Source organism: Thalassotalea piscium (assembly GCF_030295935.1).
Taxonomy (GTDB): Bacteria; Pseudomonadota; Gammaproteobacteria; order Enterobacterales; family Alteromonadaceae; genus Thalassotalea_B; species Thalassotalea_B piscium.
In genome coordinates this window covers 2,023,250-2,043,882 of sequence record NZ_AP027362.1, presented here as the reverse complement: position 1 = coordinate 2,043,882, position 20,633 = coordinate 2,023,250, and the positions used below count along the sequence as shown (strand labels likewise).

At 36.3% G+C, this 20,633-nt stretch carries 15 protein-coding genes; 7 read left to right on the top strand and 8 right to left on the bottom strand.

From position 1 onward, the window contains the following. Positions 1 to 184 precede the first annotated feature (184 nt). From QUD79_RS08800 to deoA, 3 genes are all read left to right on the top strand, one after another. The gene (locus QUD79_RS08800; protein ID WP_184424092.1) at positions 185 to 3,325 is read left to right on the top strand and encodes a TonB-dependent receptor; all 3,141 of its coding nucleotides are present in this window, start codon (positions 185 to 187) and stop codon (positions 3,323 to 3,325) included. Between the two features lie 412 nt (positions 3,326 to 3,737). Continuing rightward, complete coding sequence (locus QUD79_RS08795) at positions 3,738 to 4,145, top strand: cytidine deaminase (RefSeq protein WP_184424091.1); 408 nt, start codon at positions 3,738 to 3,740, stop codon at positions 4,143 to 4,145. A gap of 9 nt (positions 4,146 to 4,154) precedes the next feature. Next, the gene (gene deoA, locus QUD79_RS08790; protein WP_184424090.1) at positions 4,155 to 5,468 is read left to right on the top strand and encodes a thymidine phosphorylase; all 1,314 of its coding nucleotides are present in this window, start codon (positions 4,155 to 4,157) and stop codon (positions 5,466 to 5,468) included. Positions 5,469 to 5,683: 215 nt separating this feature from the next. Here the strand turns inward: deoA and upp are convergent, their stop codons facing one another. The 5 genes from upp to udk form a co-directional block, all read right to left on the bottom strand. Then, the gene (upp, locus tag QUD79_RS08785; protein WP_184424089.1) at positions 5,684 to 6,313 is read right to left on the bottom strand and encodes a uracil phosphoribosyltransferase; all 630 of its coding nucleotides are present in this window, start codon (positions 6,311 to 6,313) and stop codon (positions 5,684 to 5,686) included. 47 nt (positions 6,314 to 6,360) lie between these two features. Next, positions 6,361 to 6,939: a thymidine kinase gene (locus tag QUD79_RS08780; protein WP_184424088.1), complete on the bottom strand. Its 579-nt coding sequence runs from the start codon at positions 6,937 to 6,939 to the stop codon at positions 6,361 to 6,363. Between the two features lie 5 nt (positions 6,940 to 6,944). Further along, on the bottom strand, positions 6,945 to 7,724 hold the full coding sequence (gene deoC, locus QUD79_RS08775) for a deoxyribose-phosphate aldolase (RefSeq protein ID WP_184424087.1): 780 nt from the start codon (positions 7,722 to 7,724) through the stop codon (positions 6,945 to 6,947). Positions 7,725 to 7,746: 22 nt separating this feature from the next. After that, positions 7,747 to 8,988 (bottom strand): NupC/NupG family nucleoside CNT transporter, encoded by a 1,242-nt coding sequence (locus QUD79_RS08770; RefSeq protein WP_184424086.1) that lies wholly within the window; start codon positions 8,986 to 8,988, stop codon positions 7,747 to 7,749. 66 nt (positions 8,989 to 9,054) lie between these two features. After that, positions 9,055 to 9,693, bottom strand: a complete 639-nt coding sequence (gene udk / locus QUD79_RS08765; RefSeq protein ID WP_184424085.1) for a uridine kinase — start codon at positions 9,691 to 9,693, stop codon at positions 9,055 to 9,057. A 206-nt stretch (positions 9,694 to 9,899) separates the two neighbouring features. Between udk and QUD79_RS08760 the strand changes: the two genes are divergently transcribed. After that, positions 9,900 to 11,117 (top strand): phosphopentomutase, encoded by a 1,218-nt coding sequence (locus QUD79_RS08760; RefSeq protein WP_184424084.1) that lies wholly within the window; start codon positions 9,900 to 9,902, stop codon positions 11,115 to 11,117. 124 nt (positions 11,118 to 11,241) lie between these two features. After that, on the top strand, positions 11,242 to 13,464 hold the full coding sequence (locus tag QUD79_RS08755; protein WP_184424083.1) for a TonB-dependent receptor: 2,223 nt from the start codon (positions 11,242 to 11,244) through the stop codon (positions 13,462 to 13,464). 136 nt (positions 13,465 to 13,600) lie between these two features. Here the strand turns inward: QUD79_RS08755 and deoD are convergent, their stop codons facing one another. Together deoD and add are read right to left on the bottom strand one after the other, a co-directional pair. Further along, positions 13,601 to 14,305, bottom strand: a complete 705-nt coding sequence (gene deoD / locus QUD79_RS08750; protein ID WP_184424082.1) for a purine-nucleoside phosphorylase — start codon at positions 14,303 to 14,305, stop codon at positions 13,601 to 13,603. 202 nt (positions 14,306 to 14,507) lie between these two features. Continuing rightward, positions 14,508 to 15,506, bottom strand: coding sequence for an adenosine deaminase (add, locus tag QUD79_RS08745; protein WP_184424081.1), 999 nt, complete (start codon positions 15,504 to 15,506; stop codon positions 14,508 to 14,510). 356 nt (positions 15,507 to 15,862) lie between these two features. Between add and aroG the strand changes: the two genes are divergently transcribed. After that, positions 15,863 to 16,915 (top strand): 3-deoxy-7-phosphoheptulonate synthase AroG, encoded by a 1,053-nt coding sequence (aroG, locus tag QUD79_RS08740; RefSeq protein WP_184424080.1) that lies wholly within the window; start codon positions 15,863 to 15,865, stop codon positions 16,913 to 16,915. Positions 16,916 to 17,384: 469 nt separating this feature from the next. After that, the gene (locus QUD79_RS08735; protein WP_184424079.1) at positions 17,385 to 17,774 is read left to right on the top strand and encodes a hypothetical protein; all 390 of its coding nucleotides are present in this window, start codon (positions 17,385 to 17,387) and stop codon (positions 17,772 to 17,774) included. Positions 17,775 to 17,827: 53 nt separating this feature from the next. On the opposite strand, the gene QUD79_RS08730 is transcribed toward QUD79_RS08735, so the two are convergent. Then, entirely contained in the window at positions 17,828 to 20,410 is a 2,583-nt protein-coding gene (locus QUD79_RS08730) for an EAL domain-containing protein (protein WP_184424078.1), read from the bottom strand. Between the last annotated feature and the right edge of the window lie 223 nt (positions 20,411 to 20,633).

The following is a 20,633-nucleotide window of genomic DNA, read 5'->3' as shown; positions in this document are numbered from 1 at the left end:
GTAAGCGAACTTGTATTTTTTACTGTTCTAAAATATTGTAATAAAATTGTAAGATAAATTTGCTTTAATTTTGCTGTTGATAGAATTTTATCTGCTAAAATTAAGGTTGAATAAACAGTTATTGAACACTAATTGAACACTGAAAATATAAATATATAATACTTACACACAAGGGAAAAAAAAGATGAAAACCCATCGTCTCTCTCAACTTACTAGTGCTGTAGTTCTGGCACTTGGTTTAACCACCTCTGCTATGGCGGCTGATACCTCTTCTTCTGTAAGAGGTACAATTGTTGGACCTAACGGTCAAGCAGCACCTAATACAAAAATTATGCTAATCCATCAGCCTTCAGGTACAGTGACTGAAGTTGTTACTAACGAAACAGGCTCATTTAGTGCAGCTGGTTTACGTGTTGGTGGTCCATACCAGATTTTTATTGACTCTGATAAGTTTCAAGATATTGCTAAAGGCGATATCTTTTTGCAATTAGGTCAAACATTTCGCTTGAATGAACAGTTAGGCGAAGAGCAAAATGTTGAAAGAATTACTATTACTGGTAGTCAAAACTCATTTACTCAAAATGCGGGTAGTTCAAGCTCTTTTGGTTCAGATTCCATCGAAAACTCACCTTCTTTTGACCGTGACTTGAAAGATATCCTAAGACAAAACCCACTAGCGACATCGCTAGGTGGTCGTGACAATGGCTTTTCGGTAGCAGGTTCTAACCCTCGCTTTAACAGCCTTAACGTTGATGGTGTTGGCCTTAATGACGATTTTGGTTTAAATGGTAATGGTTATCCAACACAACGTTCACCAATTTCATTAGATGCTATTGATCAGATCTCAATTGATACTAACCCATATAATGCTAAATTTGGTGGCTTTAGTGGTGCGCGAATTAATGCGGTAACTAAATCAGGTACGAATGAATTTCATGGCGGTGTCTTCTACGAGAAAACTTCAGACAGCTGGGCTGGCGATTATGACACTAGCTATTCAGAAGATAATGAAGTTGAAGGTGTTAAAAGTGATACTTGGGGTGTGCACATAGGTGGCCCAATCATCAAAGATAAGTTGTTTTTCTTTGCTAACTATGAAAATTTTGAAAAACCAACAGTGTCAGACTATGGTCCAGAAGGTAGTAATAAACCACTTGCAACTCAATTAACTTTAGAAGAGTTTAATCAAATTGCTCAAATCGCTAAAGACCGTTATGGCATTGATGATATCGGTGGCTGGGATGGCGATCCTCAAGAGCTAGATGAAAAAGTGTTAATCAAATTAGACTGGAACATTAATGCTGATCACCGTGCTTCATTTACTTACAACAGAGATGAAAGTAATAGCATTCGTAATATTACTGGGAACAAGTACACATTAAATACGTCTACTAACTGGTATGATTATCAGCAAAATATGAATTCATACGCAATGCATCTATATTCGGACTGGAGTTCAGATTTTACTACAGAATTTGCGGTTTCGTATAAAGATGTTGAGTCTATTTCAGGCGTAGCAACACGTGATTACGGTAAAGTTACTATAGACCGTGCTATTAACTTTGGTCCAGATAATTACCGTCATGCAAACGCCTTAGAAACTAAAACTTGGCGAGCAAATTTAGACGCTGAGTATTTAGTGGGTGATCATAAGTTAGCTTTTGGTATGCAATATGAAAGAAACGATATTTTTAACATGTTCGCAGAAGCAACTTTAGGGGCTTGGTCGTTTGATAGTATTGAAGATTTTTCTGCTGGTAACGGTGAGCTATATTACGGTAACGCACCATCTAATAACCAAGACGATACAGCCGCTTCACTTGTTATGGGTACATACTCTCTATATGTTCAAGATGATTGGGCACTAAGTGCTGATATCGACCTAACGTTTGGTTTACGTTATGAGCGAATTTTCTCGAATGATAAGCCTGGATATAACCCTAAATTTGAAGAGCGTTACGGCTACGATAACCAAGAGAACCTTGACGGCACAGATATCTGGTTACCGCGCGTAGGAATGACTTGGTATGCAAGTGATGATTTAACCGTACGCGGCGGCGTTGGTTTATTCAGTGGTGGTAAGCCAAATGTATGGATTTCAAACTCATATAGCAAAAGTGGTATTAATTACGTAACAAATGAAGAAGATTATACTGGTTTAACTTCACTTGAAGTTCCTCAATCAATGAAAGATTCATTAGCAAATGTAACAGCAGATGGCGAAACAGATATAATCGATTCTAACTTTAAAACACCATCAGAGTGGCGTTATAGCGTTGGTTTTGATTATTTATTCGAAATTCCATCTTTAGGCGAAGACTGGAAATGGTCAGCTGAATATATTTACGTTGATAAGCAAGACTCTTTAGCGTGGCGTGATCTAAATCGTCAGCCAAGTGGTGAAGTGACTCAAGATGGTCGTATTATTTATGAGCCAGTAGATGCGTCAAGCCCAGATCATTATGATATTTTGTTAACAAATGCTGATAGAGATGGCTACTCTAACGTTATTACGACAAGTTTAAGTAAAACTTGGGATAGCGGCTTTGATATGACAATGTCTTATACTAACCAAGATGTTGTTGATGGTAACACTGGCACTAGCTCGCAAGCTGCTTCAAACTATAAGTATAATGTTTATGATACCGGTCGTAATATCGATACGCTAGGCGCAGGTAATTATGAAATAGAGCATAGTTTAAAAATTGCTTTAGGTTATAAAAAAGAGTTTTTCGAAGGATATAACACGCGTATTAACTTATTCTTTGAACGTAGATCTGGCCGCCCGTATGGTTGGGTAATGGGTACTTATAAAGATGGTTCATTAGGTGACCCTTACTACATGTCAAAATATAATGCTAAGACACCTTATATACCTTCTGGCGCAGATGATCCAAATGTAGCTTATGATCGTGGTATGACGTATGAACAGCTTATGGCTGAATATGTTATCCCTGCAGGCTTAGAAGGTTTTGCCGGTGGTTACGTGGACAAAAATGCTTCTAATCGTCCTTGGCTAACTACGATGGACTTGTCAATTCAGCAAGATATCCCAGGTTTGATGAAAGATCATAAAGGTACGTTAACCTTTACGGTTAAAAATCTAGCTAACTTGCTAAATAAAGACTGGGGCCATGTATATGTTCCAGAGGGTGGCTATAACAAAGAGTTTGCAAACGCTACATGGAATGATGCAGGTCAGTTAGTGTATAGCCCTAATAGCCGCAGCAGTATTGGTCCTATTGGCGCTGAGAATAGCTCTTATAGCATCGAAGGTGAAGACTCAGTTTGGTATATTAAAGTAGGTGTTAAATATACATTCTAATTTTCTATAATTAATCTGTATTTTAAAGCCGCACTATAATGTGCGGTTTTTTATTTTATACGGTTAATATACTTGTATAACACATAGATTACGGTACATTTAATACCAATTGAAATAACTATTTGACCAATTCAGAGCATCGTCAGGGAAGTTAGCACAAAGCAAATTGATGAAGGTGTAGTATTCTCCATCCAATCAATTTGTAAAGTTATCACTTTTCTGACGAGCTCCCAAGGGCGAGTTTAAAAGGCTTATACGCAGCGTTACTGATTTTGATAAGGGGATAAACCATTATCTGTAATCAGTGCCTTGCCTCTAAGCCTTTTAATTCTCGCTGAATGAACAAATATTTTTTTCAATTAGTATAATAACTATCTGGTATAAATCGACCAAACGGTCAGGAATTGATATAATGACAGAGCAATATGCCGATATACTGGCTGAAAGTGCCAAATTAGCATTTGAAAATGCTTATGCGCCTTATAGTAACTTTCATGTTGGAGCTGCGGCATTAACAGAAAGTAATACCATTGTTAGTGGTTGCAATGTAGAAAATGCCTCCTATGGTTTAACCGTTTGTGCCGAACGTAATTGTATCGCACAAGCTATTATATCGGGTCAAACCTCTTTTAAAACACTGGTTATTTATACGGAACAAGACACATTAGTACCGCCGTGTGGTGCATGTAGACAGGTGATTGCTGAATTTTTTGAGCCTAACGCTCAAATTACTGCAATCAATCATTTAGGTAAAAAAATGCACTGGTCGGTAGCTGAATTACTACCGAACGCATTTACACCTAAGTTTTTAAATAAGTAAGGAATATAAATGTTTTTGCCTCAGGAAATTATTAGGTCTAAGCGTAATGGTGAAAATTTATCACTACAACAAATTCAAGACTTCGTTAGTGGACTAGTCACAGGTGACTTTAGTGATGCTCAAGTTGGCTCTATGGCGATGGCAGTTTATTTACAGGGAATGAATACTGATGAGATTGTTAATTTAACTATGGCAATGAAAAACTCAGGTGATGTATTGGCTTGGCCTGAGCTTGACGGTCCTGTTGTTGATAAACATTCAACAGGTGGTGTTGGAGATAAAGTAAGCTTTATGTTGGCAGCTATTGTTGGCGCCTGCGGCGCTTATGTTCCAATGATTTCAGGTCGTGGTTTAGGGCATACAGGTGGTACTTCTGATAAATTAGAGAGTATCGCAGGGTTTAATCTTCAACCGAGTATTGCGTTGTTCAAAAAAACGGTTAAAGAACTTGGTATGGCGATTATCTCGCAAACAGATAATTTGGCACCAGCAGATAAGCGTTTGTATTCAATTCGAGATGTAACGGCTACTGTTGAGTCAATTCCATTAATTACTGCGTCAATTCTATCAAAAAAATTATCTGCCGGTTTAGATACTTTAGTGATGGATGTTAAAGTAGGTAATGGTGCAATGATGGCATCTATGACAGATGCGCAAGCACTTGCACAAAGCATTGTAAATGTTGCAAATAATGCAGGAGTTAACACTCAAGCCATTATTACCGACATGAACCAAGTATTAGGTACTAGCGCGGGTAACGCTTTAGAGATTTACGAAACAGTTAAGTACCTTAATAGAAAACAAAGAGAGCCGCGCTTGCATGCGGTTGTTGTTTCTTTAGCAACGGCTATGTTAATAACTGCCAAAATTGCTAAAGATAAAGATGACGCGTTAATAAGAATTAATCATGTTCTTGATACAGGTAAAGCGGCTGAGTTATTTGAAAAGATGATTTACACTTTAGGTGGCCCAATAGATTTATTGGAAAACCCATGGAATGCAATGAAAAAAGCTGATCAAATTGTTGAAATACTAGCGCCTCAGCATGGTTATATCTCTGCAATGCAGACACGTAATATTGGTATGGCGATAGTAGCAATGAAAGGTGGACGTTTAACCAATGGACAGCCTATTGATCATAGTGTTGGCTTTGATAGAGTTTTACCTGTAGGCACTTTAGTTAATAGAGGCGATGTACTTGCAAGAGTTCATGCTAATAGTGACACTGATGTGCAGTTAGCGAGTAAAACCTATATAGACGCTATAACGATCACTGATAAAGCACCTGAAGAAGCGCCTGTAATTTATCAAACAATTTCTTAAGCATGGCTTAAGCTATATTTGTTAATTCTACTTGGTTAATGAATATAGTTTTATTAGTGGGTGGATAATTTAACTTATTGTGAAAGTATGATCTTGGAATAAGTAAATTACCTTACAGATCGTTTTGTCATGTGGAAGGAAGGCTAAGCGCTTTTGCTTTATCAATATAACTTGCAAGCCAAGTTAATAAATTCTTGGCTTGCAAGTTTTTAAGCTTATTGAAGTGTACCAAATATTTTATCACCGGCATCACCCAATCCTGGAATAATGTAGCCTTTATCATTTAAGCGCTCATCTTTGGCGCCAATAATCAATTCAACGTCTGGGTGAGCTTTTACTAATGCATCTATTCCCTCTGGCGCAGCAACTAAAAATAATGCTTTAATTTCAGTACAACCACTTTCTTTTAGTAAGTCAATAGTTGCGATCGCTGTTCCACCAGTAGCAAGCATAGGATCAATTATAATCGCTAAGCGTTGATCAATATCATTAACAATATTTTGGTAATAATAATCAGCTTCTAATGTTTCTTCATTACGTTTAAAACCTACAATACTTACTTTTGCACAAGGTAGAATAGACAAAGCGCCATCAAGCATACCAAGACCAGCTCGTAAAATAGGCACTAATGTTGGTTGGTTATGCTCAAGAGTCGGCCCTGAAATTTCGCCAGCCCAACATTCAATAGTTTTCTCAACAAGTGTAAGCGACTTTGTTGCATCTACCATTAAAAGCTGTGTTAGTTCATTAGTTAGCTCTCTAAAGCTTTTTATCGAGATGTGTTTCTCTCGTAAGAGTGTTGTTTTGTGTTTTACTAATGGGTGCTCACTAATGTGGACGGTCATGATTTTTTCCTTTGTACAAGTTCGATACGACTATTAAATGAATAGGTTTATACCCAAATAAGCGCTTTAAAATGTTGTCTACATAATGACTCATATCGCTCATTACCGCCAACTTCAATTTGTTCTCCGTGTGTTACAGCATTTTCACTTGCATCTCTTCTAATGACAAAATTAGCTTTGCGACCACAATGGCATATTGTTTTAAGCTCAATAAGTTTATCGGCCCAGGCTAATAACGCAGCACTGCCTTCAAAAGTTTCACCTAGAAAATCTGTTCGTATGCCATAAGCAAGCACCGGAATATTTAAGGTGTCGACAACATCGGTCAGTTGTTTAACTTGGTGTTTAGTTAAAAATTGTGCCTCATCTATCAATACACAGTCAATATTGGTAGTTGTATGTGCTTTGACTATTTGATCAAGTAATTGAGTTTCTGAGTCAAATAGCTCGGCATGCTGTGCTAACCCTATGCGTGAACTAATTTTGCCTTGTTCAAAGCGATCATCTATTTTCGCAGTGTAAAGTAGGGTAGTTAAGTGACGTTCTTGATAGTTATAAGACGACTGCAATAGATGAGTAGACTTACCTGCATTCATGGTTGAGTAATAAAAATAAAGTTGTGCCATTGAAATTAGTAGCTTGATTTAGTTGAAGTTACGTTAGTATTTACGCCTAATGTGGTTAGGAGGTTTTCTAATAAACTGCTAGCCCCGAAGCGGAAATGATTTTTATCTGCCCAATTGGGGCCAAGTATATTGGCTGCTAGCGCTAAATATAGAGCTGCGTCCTCTACATTTTTTACGCCTCCAGCTGCTTTAAAGCCAACGTTAGTATTTAGCTCATGAATTGTTTCTAGCATTATTTTGGCTGCTTCAGGAGTGGCGTTAACTTCAACTTTTCCTGTTGATGTTTTTATAAAGTCAGCCCCCGCGTTTATTGAAATTTCACTCGCTTTTTTTATTAATACGGGTGTTTTTAAAACCCCTGACTCGATAATAACTTTTAATAATACGTTTTGTCGAGAACAGGCAAGCTTACATGCCTTGACTAATTCATAACCTACAGATTCATCACCATTAATAAGTGCTTGGTAAGGGAAAACAACATCTACTTCATCAGCTCCTAACAAAATAGCCTCTTCGGTTTGTTTTACAGCCATAGCAACATCGGCGTTGCCATGTGGAAAATTGGTTACAGTTGCAATGTTTATGTTAGGTGTATTTTGCAATGCTAACTGTTTTTTTGCTATTGGAATATAACTAGGATAAATACATATAGCAGCAGTATTACCTGCTGCTGATGCCGCTTGTTTACATAAATTAATAATGTCTTGCTCAGACTCATTATTGGTCAAACTTGTTAAGTCCATTAACGATATTGCAAGCGTTGCGGTTTGTTGCGAGGAGTTCATTTTGAGTCCTTATAGAAATTTATTATAAACTAACAAAGATACCAGCAATTGCGGCACTCATTAAGTTGGCAAGTGTGGCTGCAAACATTGCTTTCATACCTAAACGTGCAATATCTTTTCTACGCGTAGGAGCAATTGAGCCAATACCACCTAATAAAATTGCAATAGATGAAAGGTTAGCAAATCCACATAAGGCGAATGTAATTATTGCTTGGGTACCGTCTGATAAAGTGTCTTTTACTTGCATGAAATTTACATAAGCAAAAAACTCGTTTACAGCAATCTTTTGGCCAATAAAGCTTCCTGCTTGCAACATTTCATTTACCGGTACACCAATAATAAAAGCTACTGGCGCAAATATATAACCCAATAGCAGTTCAATGGTTATATTTTCGAAACCAAGTAACGAAGCCGTACCTCCAACTAAAATATTAAGTAAGGCTATAAGTGCGATAAATGCCAGTAACATTGCCCCCACATTAACAGCAAGTTTAAGTCCAGAGGCGGCACCTGTTGCTGCCGCATCAATTACATTTGCAGGTTTTTCATGTTCTTCTTCATCTATGTCATTTTCATTAAACTGCGTTTGCTCTGTTTCTGGAAGAATTATCTTCGCCATTAATAAGCCTCCAGGTGCTGCCATAAATGAAGCCGCGATAAGGTATTTTAACTCTACACCTAAGCCTGCATAACCGACTAATACACTGCCAGCGACTGATGCTAGACCGCCTACCATAATGGCAAACAGCTCTGATTGCGTCATTCTAGAAATGTAAGGTTTTATTACTAAAGGGGCTTCTGTTTGACCAACAAATATATTAGCGGTTGCTGATAATGATTCTGGCTTAGAGGTTTGTAAAAGCTTTTGTAATGCTCCACCAATAATTCTTACAACCCACTGCATAATATTTAGGTAATATAAAACAGCAATTAAAGAGGAAAAGAAGATAATAACGGGTAAAACACGAATGGCGAAAACAAAGCCAACACCATTACTAAACATAGCATCTGTGCCTAAACCACCAAACAAAAAGGCTATACCCACTTGAGCGCTGTCAATAACCTGTTGAACACCATTTGAAACTGACGTTAGTACATCTTTACCAAAGGGAATATATAAAACAAATGCGCCAAGTAATAATTGAATGGCAAAAGCAAATGAGATTGTTCGCCAGTTTATGGCCTTTCGATGATGAGAGAATAAAATAGCTACGGCAATTAACGCCACTATACCTAATATTCCTCTAATTACTGTTAAGTCCATAAATTCCTCTTATTATTGTTATGAAATTATTTAATTCATATTGTTATTAAATTTGTTGGTAGATTGCTATGAGATAATTAGCTGGCGTATTTTTGCTTTTAATAATTCTATTGCCATTCTATTTTTCCCACCTTTAGTAATAACAACATCTGCGAAGGCTTTAGCTGGCTCTATATGTTGGTAATACATTGGTCTAACCATGGTGATATATTGCTGAATAATTGATTCTATTGTTCTTTCTCGTTCAACAGTATCTCTTTCTATACGTCTTAATAAGCAAATATCGAGAGGGGTATCCATATATACCTTTATGTCAAATTGCTCTCTTAATTCGGGGTTAGAAAACAATAAAATACCTTCAACAAGTACTATAGGCGTAGGTTTTATAGTAATAGCATCTGTTGTTCTAGTGTGGGTTTTATAACAATACACAGGGCATTCGATCGGTTTTTTGTCAACTAATTGCTTAAGATGTTCGGTTAGCAATGAATGTTCAAAAGCATCTGGGTGGTCGTAGTTGTTGCGTATCCGTTGTTCCATACTTAAATGGGACTGCTCTCGATAATAAGCATCCTCTTTAATAATAGAAATACCATGCTCACCAATTTCTGAGACTAATTCTTTATATATTGTGTGTGAAAATAAAGATTTTCCAGACGCTGAAGCACCGGTTATTGCGATAATTGTTGGCTTGCTATTTTGCAAAAGATACTACCTATCTAAATATGGCTATATTGTAATAAAGTACGATTTTAGCACGCACTTCATTTTATATTTTACAACAATTTTGCTATTACGGGGCTATAATAACGACAAATTACAGAATTAGTTATTGTTGTTTTAATTAATGGTGTTAAATTATCACAACTTGACCACTTGGTCATGAAATTTATTTCAAATAAGGTAAAAAAATGGCAAGAGTAATAATTTTAGTGTTAGATAGCTTCGGTATTGGTGCTAGCCCTGATGCTGAAAAGTTTGGTGATGTAGGAGCCAATACATTCGCACATATAGCTCAACGGTATTTTGAACAAAATAATAAACAAATTTCGTTACCACACTTAACTGAGCTTGGCTTGGTCAGTGCTAGTATGTCAGCCGGCAAAGAAAAGTTTCCTACGGCATTCACTCATGCTGTTAAAGGTGGTTATGGATATGCTAAAGAAATTAGCTCAGGTAAAGATACACCAAGCGGACATTGGGAAATGGCGGGAGTTCCAGTGTTATTTGATTGGGGATATTTTCACGATAAGACCAATAGCTTTCCTAACGAGTTAATCAGTAGCATTAACCAAGCGACGGGCTTTAGTGGTATTTTAGGCAATTGTCATGCTTCTGGAACTGAGATCATCGCTCGTTTAGGTGAAGAGCATATTAAAACGGGTATGCCTATTTGCTATACCTCAGGAGATAGTGTTTTTCAGGTTGCTGCACATGAAGAGCATTTCGGGCTCGATAACCTCTATAAATATTGTGAAATAGTAAGAGAACTGCTTGAAGACTATAATATAGGCCGTGTAATTGCGCGCCCATTTATTGGTAATGATAAAAGTGACTTTACACGTACTGGTAACAGAAAAGACTATTCTTTATTACCACCTGCGCCAACAGTGCTTGATAAGTTCACAGAAAAGGGAGGGCATGTTATTAGTGTTGGTAAAATAGCTGATATATTTGCACACCAAGGGATTAGTGAAAAAACAAAAGCAACAGGCATTGATGCACTCGTTGATGCGACTATTTCGCACTTAAAATCAGCAAATGATAATAGTCTGATATTTACAAACTTAGTTAATTTTGATCAAGACTTCGGACATAGACGTGATCCTATTGGCTATGCACAGGCACTAGAAGCTTTTGATAAACGATTACCTGAAATTTATCGTGCGATGAATGATGATGATCTGCTATTGATGACAGCTGATCATGGTTGTGATCCCACTTGGCCTGGTAGCGATCACACAAGAGAATATGTTCCTGTTCTTGCTTATCATCATAATATCGCGTCTGTTGATTTAGGTGAAAGACAGTCGTTTGCAGATTTAGGGCAAACTATAGCAGATATTTTTACCCTTGAACCAATGACTTATGGTGAGAGCTTCTTAGCTAAATTAAACTTTAAAAAATAAATGTCAGATTTTTAATACTGACTATAATTGGTCTTATATAGACTCCCAGTTGATGTCAAAAAGAAAAGCAACGATTACATACTTAACGAAGTTAGTATTTTTACATGAAGCTCAAGGAAAACTAATGAAACTATTCGGAAAAAACATACTAGTGCTGAGTATTCAAGCAGCACTTCTAACAAGTTTAAGCTCATTCGCCTATGCAGAAGATGCTGGCGAAGAAGCTAAAGGACTTGAAACAATTACCGTAACGGCTCAAAAGAGGATTCAAACGGTAAAAGAAGTACCTGCAACAGTTACTGCTATTTCAAGTGATAACATTAAGGATTATTTAGGAGCAGGGGAAAATATACGTGCATTAGCTGGGCGAGTTCCTAGCTTACAAATTGAGTCTTCTAATGGTCGTCAATCTCCTCGTTTTTATATTCGTGGATTAGGCAACACTGACTTCGATGTAAATGCGAACCAGCCTGTGTCATTAGTACTAGACGAAGTTGCTCTTGAAAACTCAGTATTAAAAGGTATACCTTTGTTTGATATTGAGCGAGTAGAAGTGCTTAATGGCCCACAAGGTACGCTTTTTGGTCGTAATACGCCTGCAGGAATAGTTAAAGTTGAAACTGTAGCACCAGATTTTAATAATGACGGCTATACTCGCTTTGGTTTTGGTAACCGTGGCACTATGTTTGCTGAAGGTGCTATTAACGCTGAGTTAAGTGATACAGTAGCAGCACGTATTTCAGTTAAACACCAAGAGCGTGATGCATGGGTAACAAACCCAGTGCGCAATGAAGAGGTTGGCGGATACGAAGAACTGGCATATCGTTTACAATTTTTATTTGATAATGGTAGTGGCACTAAAGCGTTATTTAAAATTCACGGTTTTGATCAAGACGGTGATATGGCTCAGATATTTTATGGAAATGCACTAAAACTTGGCTCTGAAGGTTTAAGAGAAGGGTTTGACGAAGCAGTTATGTACCATGATAGCCCTGGCGGCTTTAATATGGAGCATAATGGCGCGAGCTTGAAAATAGATCATGAGTTTGATGAAGTTACTTTAACCTCTGTTACGGCTTATGATGCTGTAAAAAGCTGGAGCTATGCTGATATAGATGGTGCAAATACAGACTTTTCAGGTGTTCCAAACCAGTTAGGGAAGCAGTTATGGTTTAATGTTGCTTCAGGAGATGGGCTTTCAGATCACTATCAATTTACTCAAGAGTTAAGAATTTCAGGTGAATTGAACAATTTGTATTACCAAACAGGTTTATATTTCTTTAAAGAAGACTACACAGTTGATAATAAAGATCTTGATACTAACGGCGAAACTACTAATTTTTATCAAATAGATCAGGTAACCACTTCAAGTGCTATTTTTGGTCAAATTGAGTATAAAACGTCTAAGCAATTTGCGATCACTGCAGGTCTTCGTTATACCCAAGATGACAAAGAGCTTGATATAAGAAATGGTGGTTCAAGTACTATTTTATTTGAAATTGATAAAGACGACAGTTATGTAAACTGGGATTTATCAGCACGTTACATATTTAATGACGATTGGACTGGTTTTGCTCGTGTAGGAAACGCATCAAGAGGCCCCGTTACAATTGGCCGATTTGGTTTCCCAAGTGAAGCTGATACCGAAACATTAACTTCATACGAAATAGGCTTAAAAAGTGATTTATTCGATGGCAATGCCCGTTGGAATGTTACCGCTTATACCTACGATATTGAAGATCACCAGTTAACCGCAACAGGTGGTGAAGCTAACACTAACTCGCTAATTAATGCAGATAATACCTTTGGTGCAGGTGTTGAAACTTCGCTAGAAGCAATAATTACCGATAATTTTAGAGTTAATATGAATTTAAGTTATAACAAAACTGAAATTCAAGATAAAACATTGAAAACGGAACGTTGTTCATCAACACCTATTTGTACAACGTCAGATCCAATTGCTAACACTGTTCCAGGTCCGTTTGGCGATGTAACCACGGTGTACATTAATGGTAACCCGTTACCTAGAGCACCAGAATGGCTAGCAAATATTAACTTAAATTATGAAATACCCGTTGAAACAGGTTTAATTGTTTTACAAACTGACTGGAATTACCGCAGCGACTCAAATATTTTCTTATATGAATCTACTGAATTTGTTGCAGAAGCCCGTTGGATAGGTGGTATTAGAATTGCTTATCAAAACGACAGTGGTTTTGAATTGGCAGTGGTAGGAAGAAACGTTACCGATAAAGTTGTAGTAGACGGCGCGGTCGACTTTCTTAACCTGTCAGCATTTGTTAATGAACCAAGCTACTGGGGTGTTGAAGCACTGTTTGAATTTTAATACTAAAAAACCGTTAACTCGTTCGATTACGAGTTAACGGTTTTTACTGTTTTCTTAATTAAATTTTTCTTATAAGCTAAGTTTAATTGGTAAAAAGCTTGTATAAAAACTCAGCGTAGCTTATCTTTTTAAAGACTTATAGAACACTTTCTAAAGTCAGCTCCATCATATCCTTAAAAGTGTTTTCTCTTTCATCTGCAGTTGTTTGCTCACCTGTTTTAATATGGTCGCTAACGGTAAAAACGGCTAATGCTTTTTTACCTAACTCTGCGGCAACACCGTATAAACCTGCGGCTTCCATTTCAACGGCTAAAATGCCATGACCTTCCATTGTTTTAAACATTTCAGGTTGCGGTGTATAAAATAAGTCTGCAGTAAATACATTACCTACATGCACAGGTTTGTTTAAACGTTCTGCTGTATCTACCACTTTTTTCAATAAACCAAAATCTGCGCATGCGGCAAAATCAAAGTTATTGAAACGTTGTCTGTTCACATTTGAATCTGTACTTGCTGCCATACCAATAATAACATCTCGAATTTTTACATCATCTCGTACTGCTCCGCATGAACCAATACGAATTATGTTCTCAACACCATAATCTTTATACAGCTCTGTTGCATATATTGAAATAGATGGTATACCCATGCCTGAGCCCATTACTGATACTGGCTTACCTTTATATGTACCAGTGTAGCCCAGCATGTTACGCACGCGTGTTATACATTTAGCATCGTCTAAAAAGTTTTCAGCAATAAATTTTGCACGAAGTGGATCGCCAGGCATTAATACCGTTTTTGCGAATTCATTTTTTTTTGCTTCTATATGGGGTGTAGCCATGAGAGATAACCTTATAATTACTTATATTTTTATTTCCCAGTAAGTTTCTAGCCAGAGAAAAAAGCACTCGTTCTGCTATCAAGGGTTTTTTACTGAAGTTAATTAATGCACTCTGTATCGTTACAGGTGTTAATAGAGTTAAATTGTACTCTAAGTGCAATACATTTTAACTGAAAAAGTGCTCTTTAATCCAGTTAAAGCATTAGCTAACACTATTTTTTAATGCTTGCTTTTCGCTAGGTGATAAGAAGCTGGCAGTTAACGCGTTCAATTGTAATTGGTGGATCTGGTTATCGGTTAACCTAACAATTTCTTTTGCTATATTAAATTCAGTGTTAAGTTCTGTATTTTCAACTGCAGGGTCGTCGGTATTTAAACAAACAATCAACTCATTAGCTAAAAATGTTTGTATAGGATGCTGTGCTAAATTAGTAATAGTGCCTGTTTGAAAATTGGACGTAAGGCAAGACTCAATGGCTATTTCATGCTTTGCCATGTAGTCCATTAGTTTCTGGTCGTGTGCACATGCAACACCATGACCAATACGCTTAGCGTTTAATTCAGTTATTGCTTGCCATACACTGCTACTACCAGCGGCTTCACCTGCATGAACAGTTACTTGTAGGCCCGCTTTATTAACCTGCTTAAAGTGTTCAGTAAACAGCTCGCCAGGAAAGTTATATTCATCACCCGCTAGGTCAATGGCAACTAAATGTTGTTTATGCTCTAGTAGGGCATTTAATTCTATTTGGCAGTTATCAACGCCAAAGGTACGACTTAAAATTCCTATTAGGTTAATCTTAATATTAAATTTATTAGTACCTTGTTTTACCCCATCAATAACAGCTGCAACCACATCATTTATTGGTAATTGATGAGCCTTTGCCATATATAAAGGTGAAAAGCGTAACTCTGCGTAGTTAATACCTGCATTGTAAGCATCTTCGACGTTTTCAAAAGCAACGCGCTGACAATTGTCTAAACTTGATAATACATTTACACCCCAATCCAATTTTTTTAAAAAATCAATTAAATTAGCTTCGCTATTTTGTACTTGAACCAGTGGAATAAATTGTTCAAAGTTTTCTACAGGAAGTGTTATGCCATTTTCATGCGCTAGTTGCCAAATAGAAAGCGGTCTAATGTTTCCATCCAAATGTCTGTGTAAATCAATCAGGGGTAATTTATTAAATGTGGTCATCTTCTTGCTCTCAATGAAAAGTATTTAAGTAAAGCATAGGGTGTAGTAATGCTTGAAATACAAGTTTTGTACGGGTTAAACGTATCTAAAACAGCGTAAGTTGATTTTTCTACTGCTACTGTATTTGCACTCATTCATAGGTAGTAACCTCATTATATCAGTTGAGCCTGGTATGAATGGCAAATGCTCGGCTGATAAAATATACAGTAAAATTCAACCCGCTCTATTATTCATATAATTATAGGTGTTTTTTTATGTTTTATGTTGGTATTAGTATTTAACACTGATAAATTAACGACGGGATTATTCATCTAGGTGTATAGACGTACATTAATTAAGTATAAAGAGAAGCAAATATGTTTTACCAAACTGACGACGTTAGAATTGAAAAAATTAAAGAACTATTACCTCCAGTTGCTTTATTAGAGCGATTTCCTGCAACTGCTATTGCGTCAAAAACAGTTTATTCAGGTAGAACTGCAATCAGTAATATTCTCAATAATAAAGACGACCGGGTATTAGTTATTATCGGGCCATGCTCTATTCATGACCCCAAAGCAGCGCTAGAGTATGGCGAAAAGCTTAATGTCTTACGTGAAAAGTATAAAGATACGCTTGAAGTAGTGATGCGAGTTTATTTTGAAAAACCAAGAACTACTGTGGGTTGGAAAGGGCTTATAAATGACCCTTACATGGATAATAGCTTTTGTTTAAATGATGGCCTGCGAATTGGTCGTCAATTGTTGCTTGATTTGAATTCTATGGGCTTACCAACAGCTGGTGAGTTTTTAGATATGATCACCCCCCAATACATGGCTGACTTTATGTGCTGGGGTGCTATTGGCGCACGCACTACAGAAAGCCAAGTACATAGAGAGTTAGCATCTGGACTTTCTTGTCCGGTAGGTTTTAAAAATGGTACTGACGGCACCATTAAAGTCGCTATAGATGCTATTGGTGCGGCTAGTGCTTCACACCATTTTCTCTCTGTTACAAAGTTTGGTCATTCGGCTATTGTTCAGACCACAGGTAATTCTGACTGTCATATCATTCTTCGTGGTGGCAAAAAAACAAATTTTGATGAACAGAGTGTAAAGTCTGTTACTGAGCAATTAGCAAAGTCTAAGTTAAATACTAAAATTATGATTGATTTTAGCCATGCAAACTCTAGTAAGAAGTTTGAAAATCAAATGTTAGTTTGTAAGGACGTTTGCCAACAAATTGCCGGCGGCAATAATAATATTTCTGGAGTTATGGTTGAGAGTCACTTAGTTGAAGGCCGCCAAGATCTAATAGAAGGGCAGCCTTTAACCTATGGACAAAGTGTTACTGATGCATGTATTGGCTGGCAAGATACTGAAACATTACTGGCACAGCTAAGTGACGCCGTTATATCTAAACGTAGTTAGTTAAGATGAGCTAAATTACAGTTGTTAGCTTGTTTAATACATAGATTTACTGTGCTCTACCTTCATCGAGATATAAATGATAGTAGGGCATGTTGATCTTTAGAGTGCAAAGTTTGCACTAATTAAACATGATTTAATTGGGCGTAGCGAACGAAGTATAGTTTTCTATAAGAATAAGCTACAACATAAAGTAAATTATGTTGTAGTTTCTTATGGTAAGTAACCCAATTATTTAGGCTTAGCCTTGTATAAATATCACATTGTCTACTGCAAAAACTTTCAGCAAAAATCAACCTACTAACAAAACTTCTTAAATAATTGCATTGAAATTTAAGGGATTAGGTTATAATGTTATAAAAATGTGAAATCTTATAAAGTGTAACAGGAGATGCAGCCTTATTGTCTAAAGCAATTTATTTAACACAGTTGTTTAAATTCAGGTTTTAGCATTTTGTTGTCAGGAAAATATATGCAAGAACATGGTTCATTTGAGCTCGAAATAAAAAATAAAACCCTGCTTATTAAAGCGTTTGATTCGTGGAATGTTGAAACGGCCATTAGGTTTTTTAAAGAAACAAGAGCTCTAGTATGTGCGCATAAACTAAAAAATGAGCCTTGGGCTTGCTTAGTTGATTTAACACAGTGGGAATTAGGTACACCAGATATCTGGCCTGTTGTTGATGAGCTAAATACCTGGGCGAATAAAAACAACCAAAAATATGAAGCGGTTATTTGTAGTAGTTCATTACAAAAGCTGATGATCGAACGTTCACAAGAAAACCTATTTACAGTTGAAATCAACTTCTTTGATACAGTAGAACAAGCCAGAGATTGGTTGGAACAATTAAGTTTACTTTAAATTGTCGTAATACGAACATGTAAAGGCTTATTGCTTTGGTGTGCACTAATGTCTTAATTCATTTTGTCTACCGGAATGAATTCACCTTCAATACCGTTAATAATTCGACCGTGATCTAATCGATTTAACCAGTCAATATAATCTTCAAAAGCCATAGGTTTTGCGTAAAAGTAGCCTTGACCAATATCGCAACCAAATCGCCTTAAAATGTCTTCATCTTCTTTGCTATTAATGCCTTCAGCAACGACTTCAAGCCCCAAACCTTTAGCCATTTCAACTGTTGATTTAGTAATAACTTTACGCCTATGATCTGCTCCAATATTTTCTACAAATTGTCGGTCAATTTTTAATTCTTGAAAAGGGAGCTTATTAATTTGCGACATTGAAGAGTAACCAGTACCAAAGTCGTCTATGCTGATCGTTATACCTATATCCTTCAGTTTTTCTATTTGTTCAATTGTTTTAGTATTAGATGAAAAAGAAATAGACTCTGTTAATTCAAAAATAATTTTATCAGTAGGAATTCCTGACGCTTCTATAATTGATATTACATCAAGAAAAAACTGGTCTTGTGCCACGTCTTTGCCACTAATATTTATTGAAACCATATGGTTATAACCATACTCATCGATAAGATGTTTTTGCTGTTTTAATGCGGTTTTAATAACCCATAGTGTAATGCTATTAATTAAGCCAATATCTTCCGCTAAAGGGATAAATACAGTTGGCGGAATAAATTCATTATTACTACCTTTCCAACGTATCAAGCATTCACTACTGCAAACCCTTAATGTTTTTAGGTCAATTTGAGGTTGGTGGTAGAGCATTAACTCTTCATTTGCGAGTGCCTCTTTTAATCCCACAGCCATTTTCATCGCGTCGTGTTCATTTTGTACCGATTCGTTATGATATAAAGCCCATTTTTGCGAAGAGTTTTCTGCAATTTTTAACGCGATTTGTGCATTATTAATAAGCTGATGTGAAGACATTCCATCTGTTGGATAACTGGCGATACCTGTAATGCCCGTAAGTGGTAGGTGTAAATCTTTTATAAGAAAGTTTTCAGTTATCACATGTTGGCTTGATGCAATTAACTGTTCAATAGGTTGCTGGCTACGTTTGTTATCAACAAGGAATGCTAGGCATTGATTATTTAAAAAACATAATTTTTCATTATGATCAGTTAAAGAGAGAACTGCATCGTTGATAAAATACAAAGACGATAATTTATTGTAAAGATTTATAAATAGCTCGGTGTTAGTTTTATCATCAATATATAAAGCAATTCGCTCTATATATTCAGGTTTGATCACAACAACAGAAAAATCTGTATTACTGCTAATGCAATTGTTAATTGCTGTTTCTAAGTTTGATTTGCGAGGCAGGCCACTTGCACTATGATAGCGAATGTTATGCAAGCGCTCTAGTTCATTTCTTCGCATGCGCTCAGCTAAGGCAAATGCCATTAAAATAATTTCAACCATAACTGCAAATAAGAAGGCATTTCTCGTGTAAAAGCTATGACCAATAATATTCAGTAATGACAAGGGCTGAATTGCCGCTCCAATAAGTAATGGGATCCATGAAAGGATATAGTAACGCGCCCAAGAAAAATCAGTTCTTATTCGCTTTATTACTAAAAGGATACATAATAAATAAAATAAAGGTTGGATAGAAAAAAATACTTTAGCTTGGAGTGTATGAGTAAAAAATATCGCGACCAAAGCAGTGATTATTGCTATACCTAAAAAAGCGATAGATACCTTAAATAGGGGCTCTTTACGATTATTATATTGTAAAAAATAGAGTGTAAACAGTATTAAACTAACAGCTAAAGCATAATGGAATGTCAGGGTATATTCATTGAACCATTCATGGAGCGAATACGGAAAAATGTAACGACCAAAACCATTGATACTTGCCAGCACAATTAATGTTGATACTAAATAACTAAGGTATAATAAATACACTTTATCTTTAACTGAAAAATATATAATTAAGTTATATAAAGACATTAAAAAAATAACGGCAACAAAAGCAGTTGAAATAACAATAGTGAGTAAGGTTAATTTATTAAATGCTTCTGGCCCTAAAAATAAAATGGGTACCTTAGGTGCTGCATTACTCTTTATGTTAAGTAAAAAAGTACTTTTTTGCTGTGGATTAATTGTTATCGCAGTATTGGGATAAATGCTAGACATCACGTTTTGTTGATTTAATTGATATATTAGCGTTGGAGAATTAGCTGTATTTATTGGTACTTTATAAACAGTAAAAGTGTCTAAAATAAAGTTATCAGTAAATAAAACAAGGGAACGTTTACTGTTTGTATTATTAATTAAGTTAACTAATACCCAGTAACTTTGCTCGCCCACAGTAAACGGAACTTGGTTATTTGGCGCAGAAGTAAACGAAGCTATATTTTGTTCAACCCACTTTAGAGAAAGGTTATTTTTTTCATCAACCAAGTAACTAACGCTTTTGTTTATAGCTAAGGGGGGTGATTGCTGTAAAGGCCCTATAGCACCTTCTTTATAAGTATAAAGGCTATAACCAGCGAAGAACAATGCTATCAGGGTAATTAATACACTAGTATTGATAAAGCGATGTTTAATCACCGAAGAAGATAGTTGCATATGTTGATGTGTTTATTGGTGATAGATACTTTAACTCTAGCAAAATTATAGGAATAGATAAAAATTTCTTATAAATGAAGGTTAATTAAAATCGTTTAGTAAACGTTGCTCTTTAGGTTTAATCATGAAAATCGGCTAACAATAAGGCAGCTTACTATAAACTATTTTACATACAGTAGGGCATAAGATATCGGCTGTCGTAAACCTTAAGCGTTTGTTATAT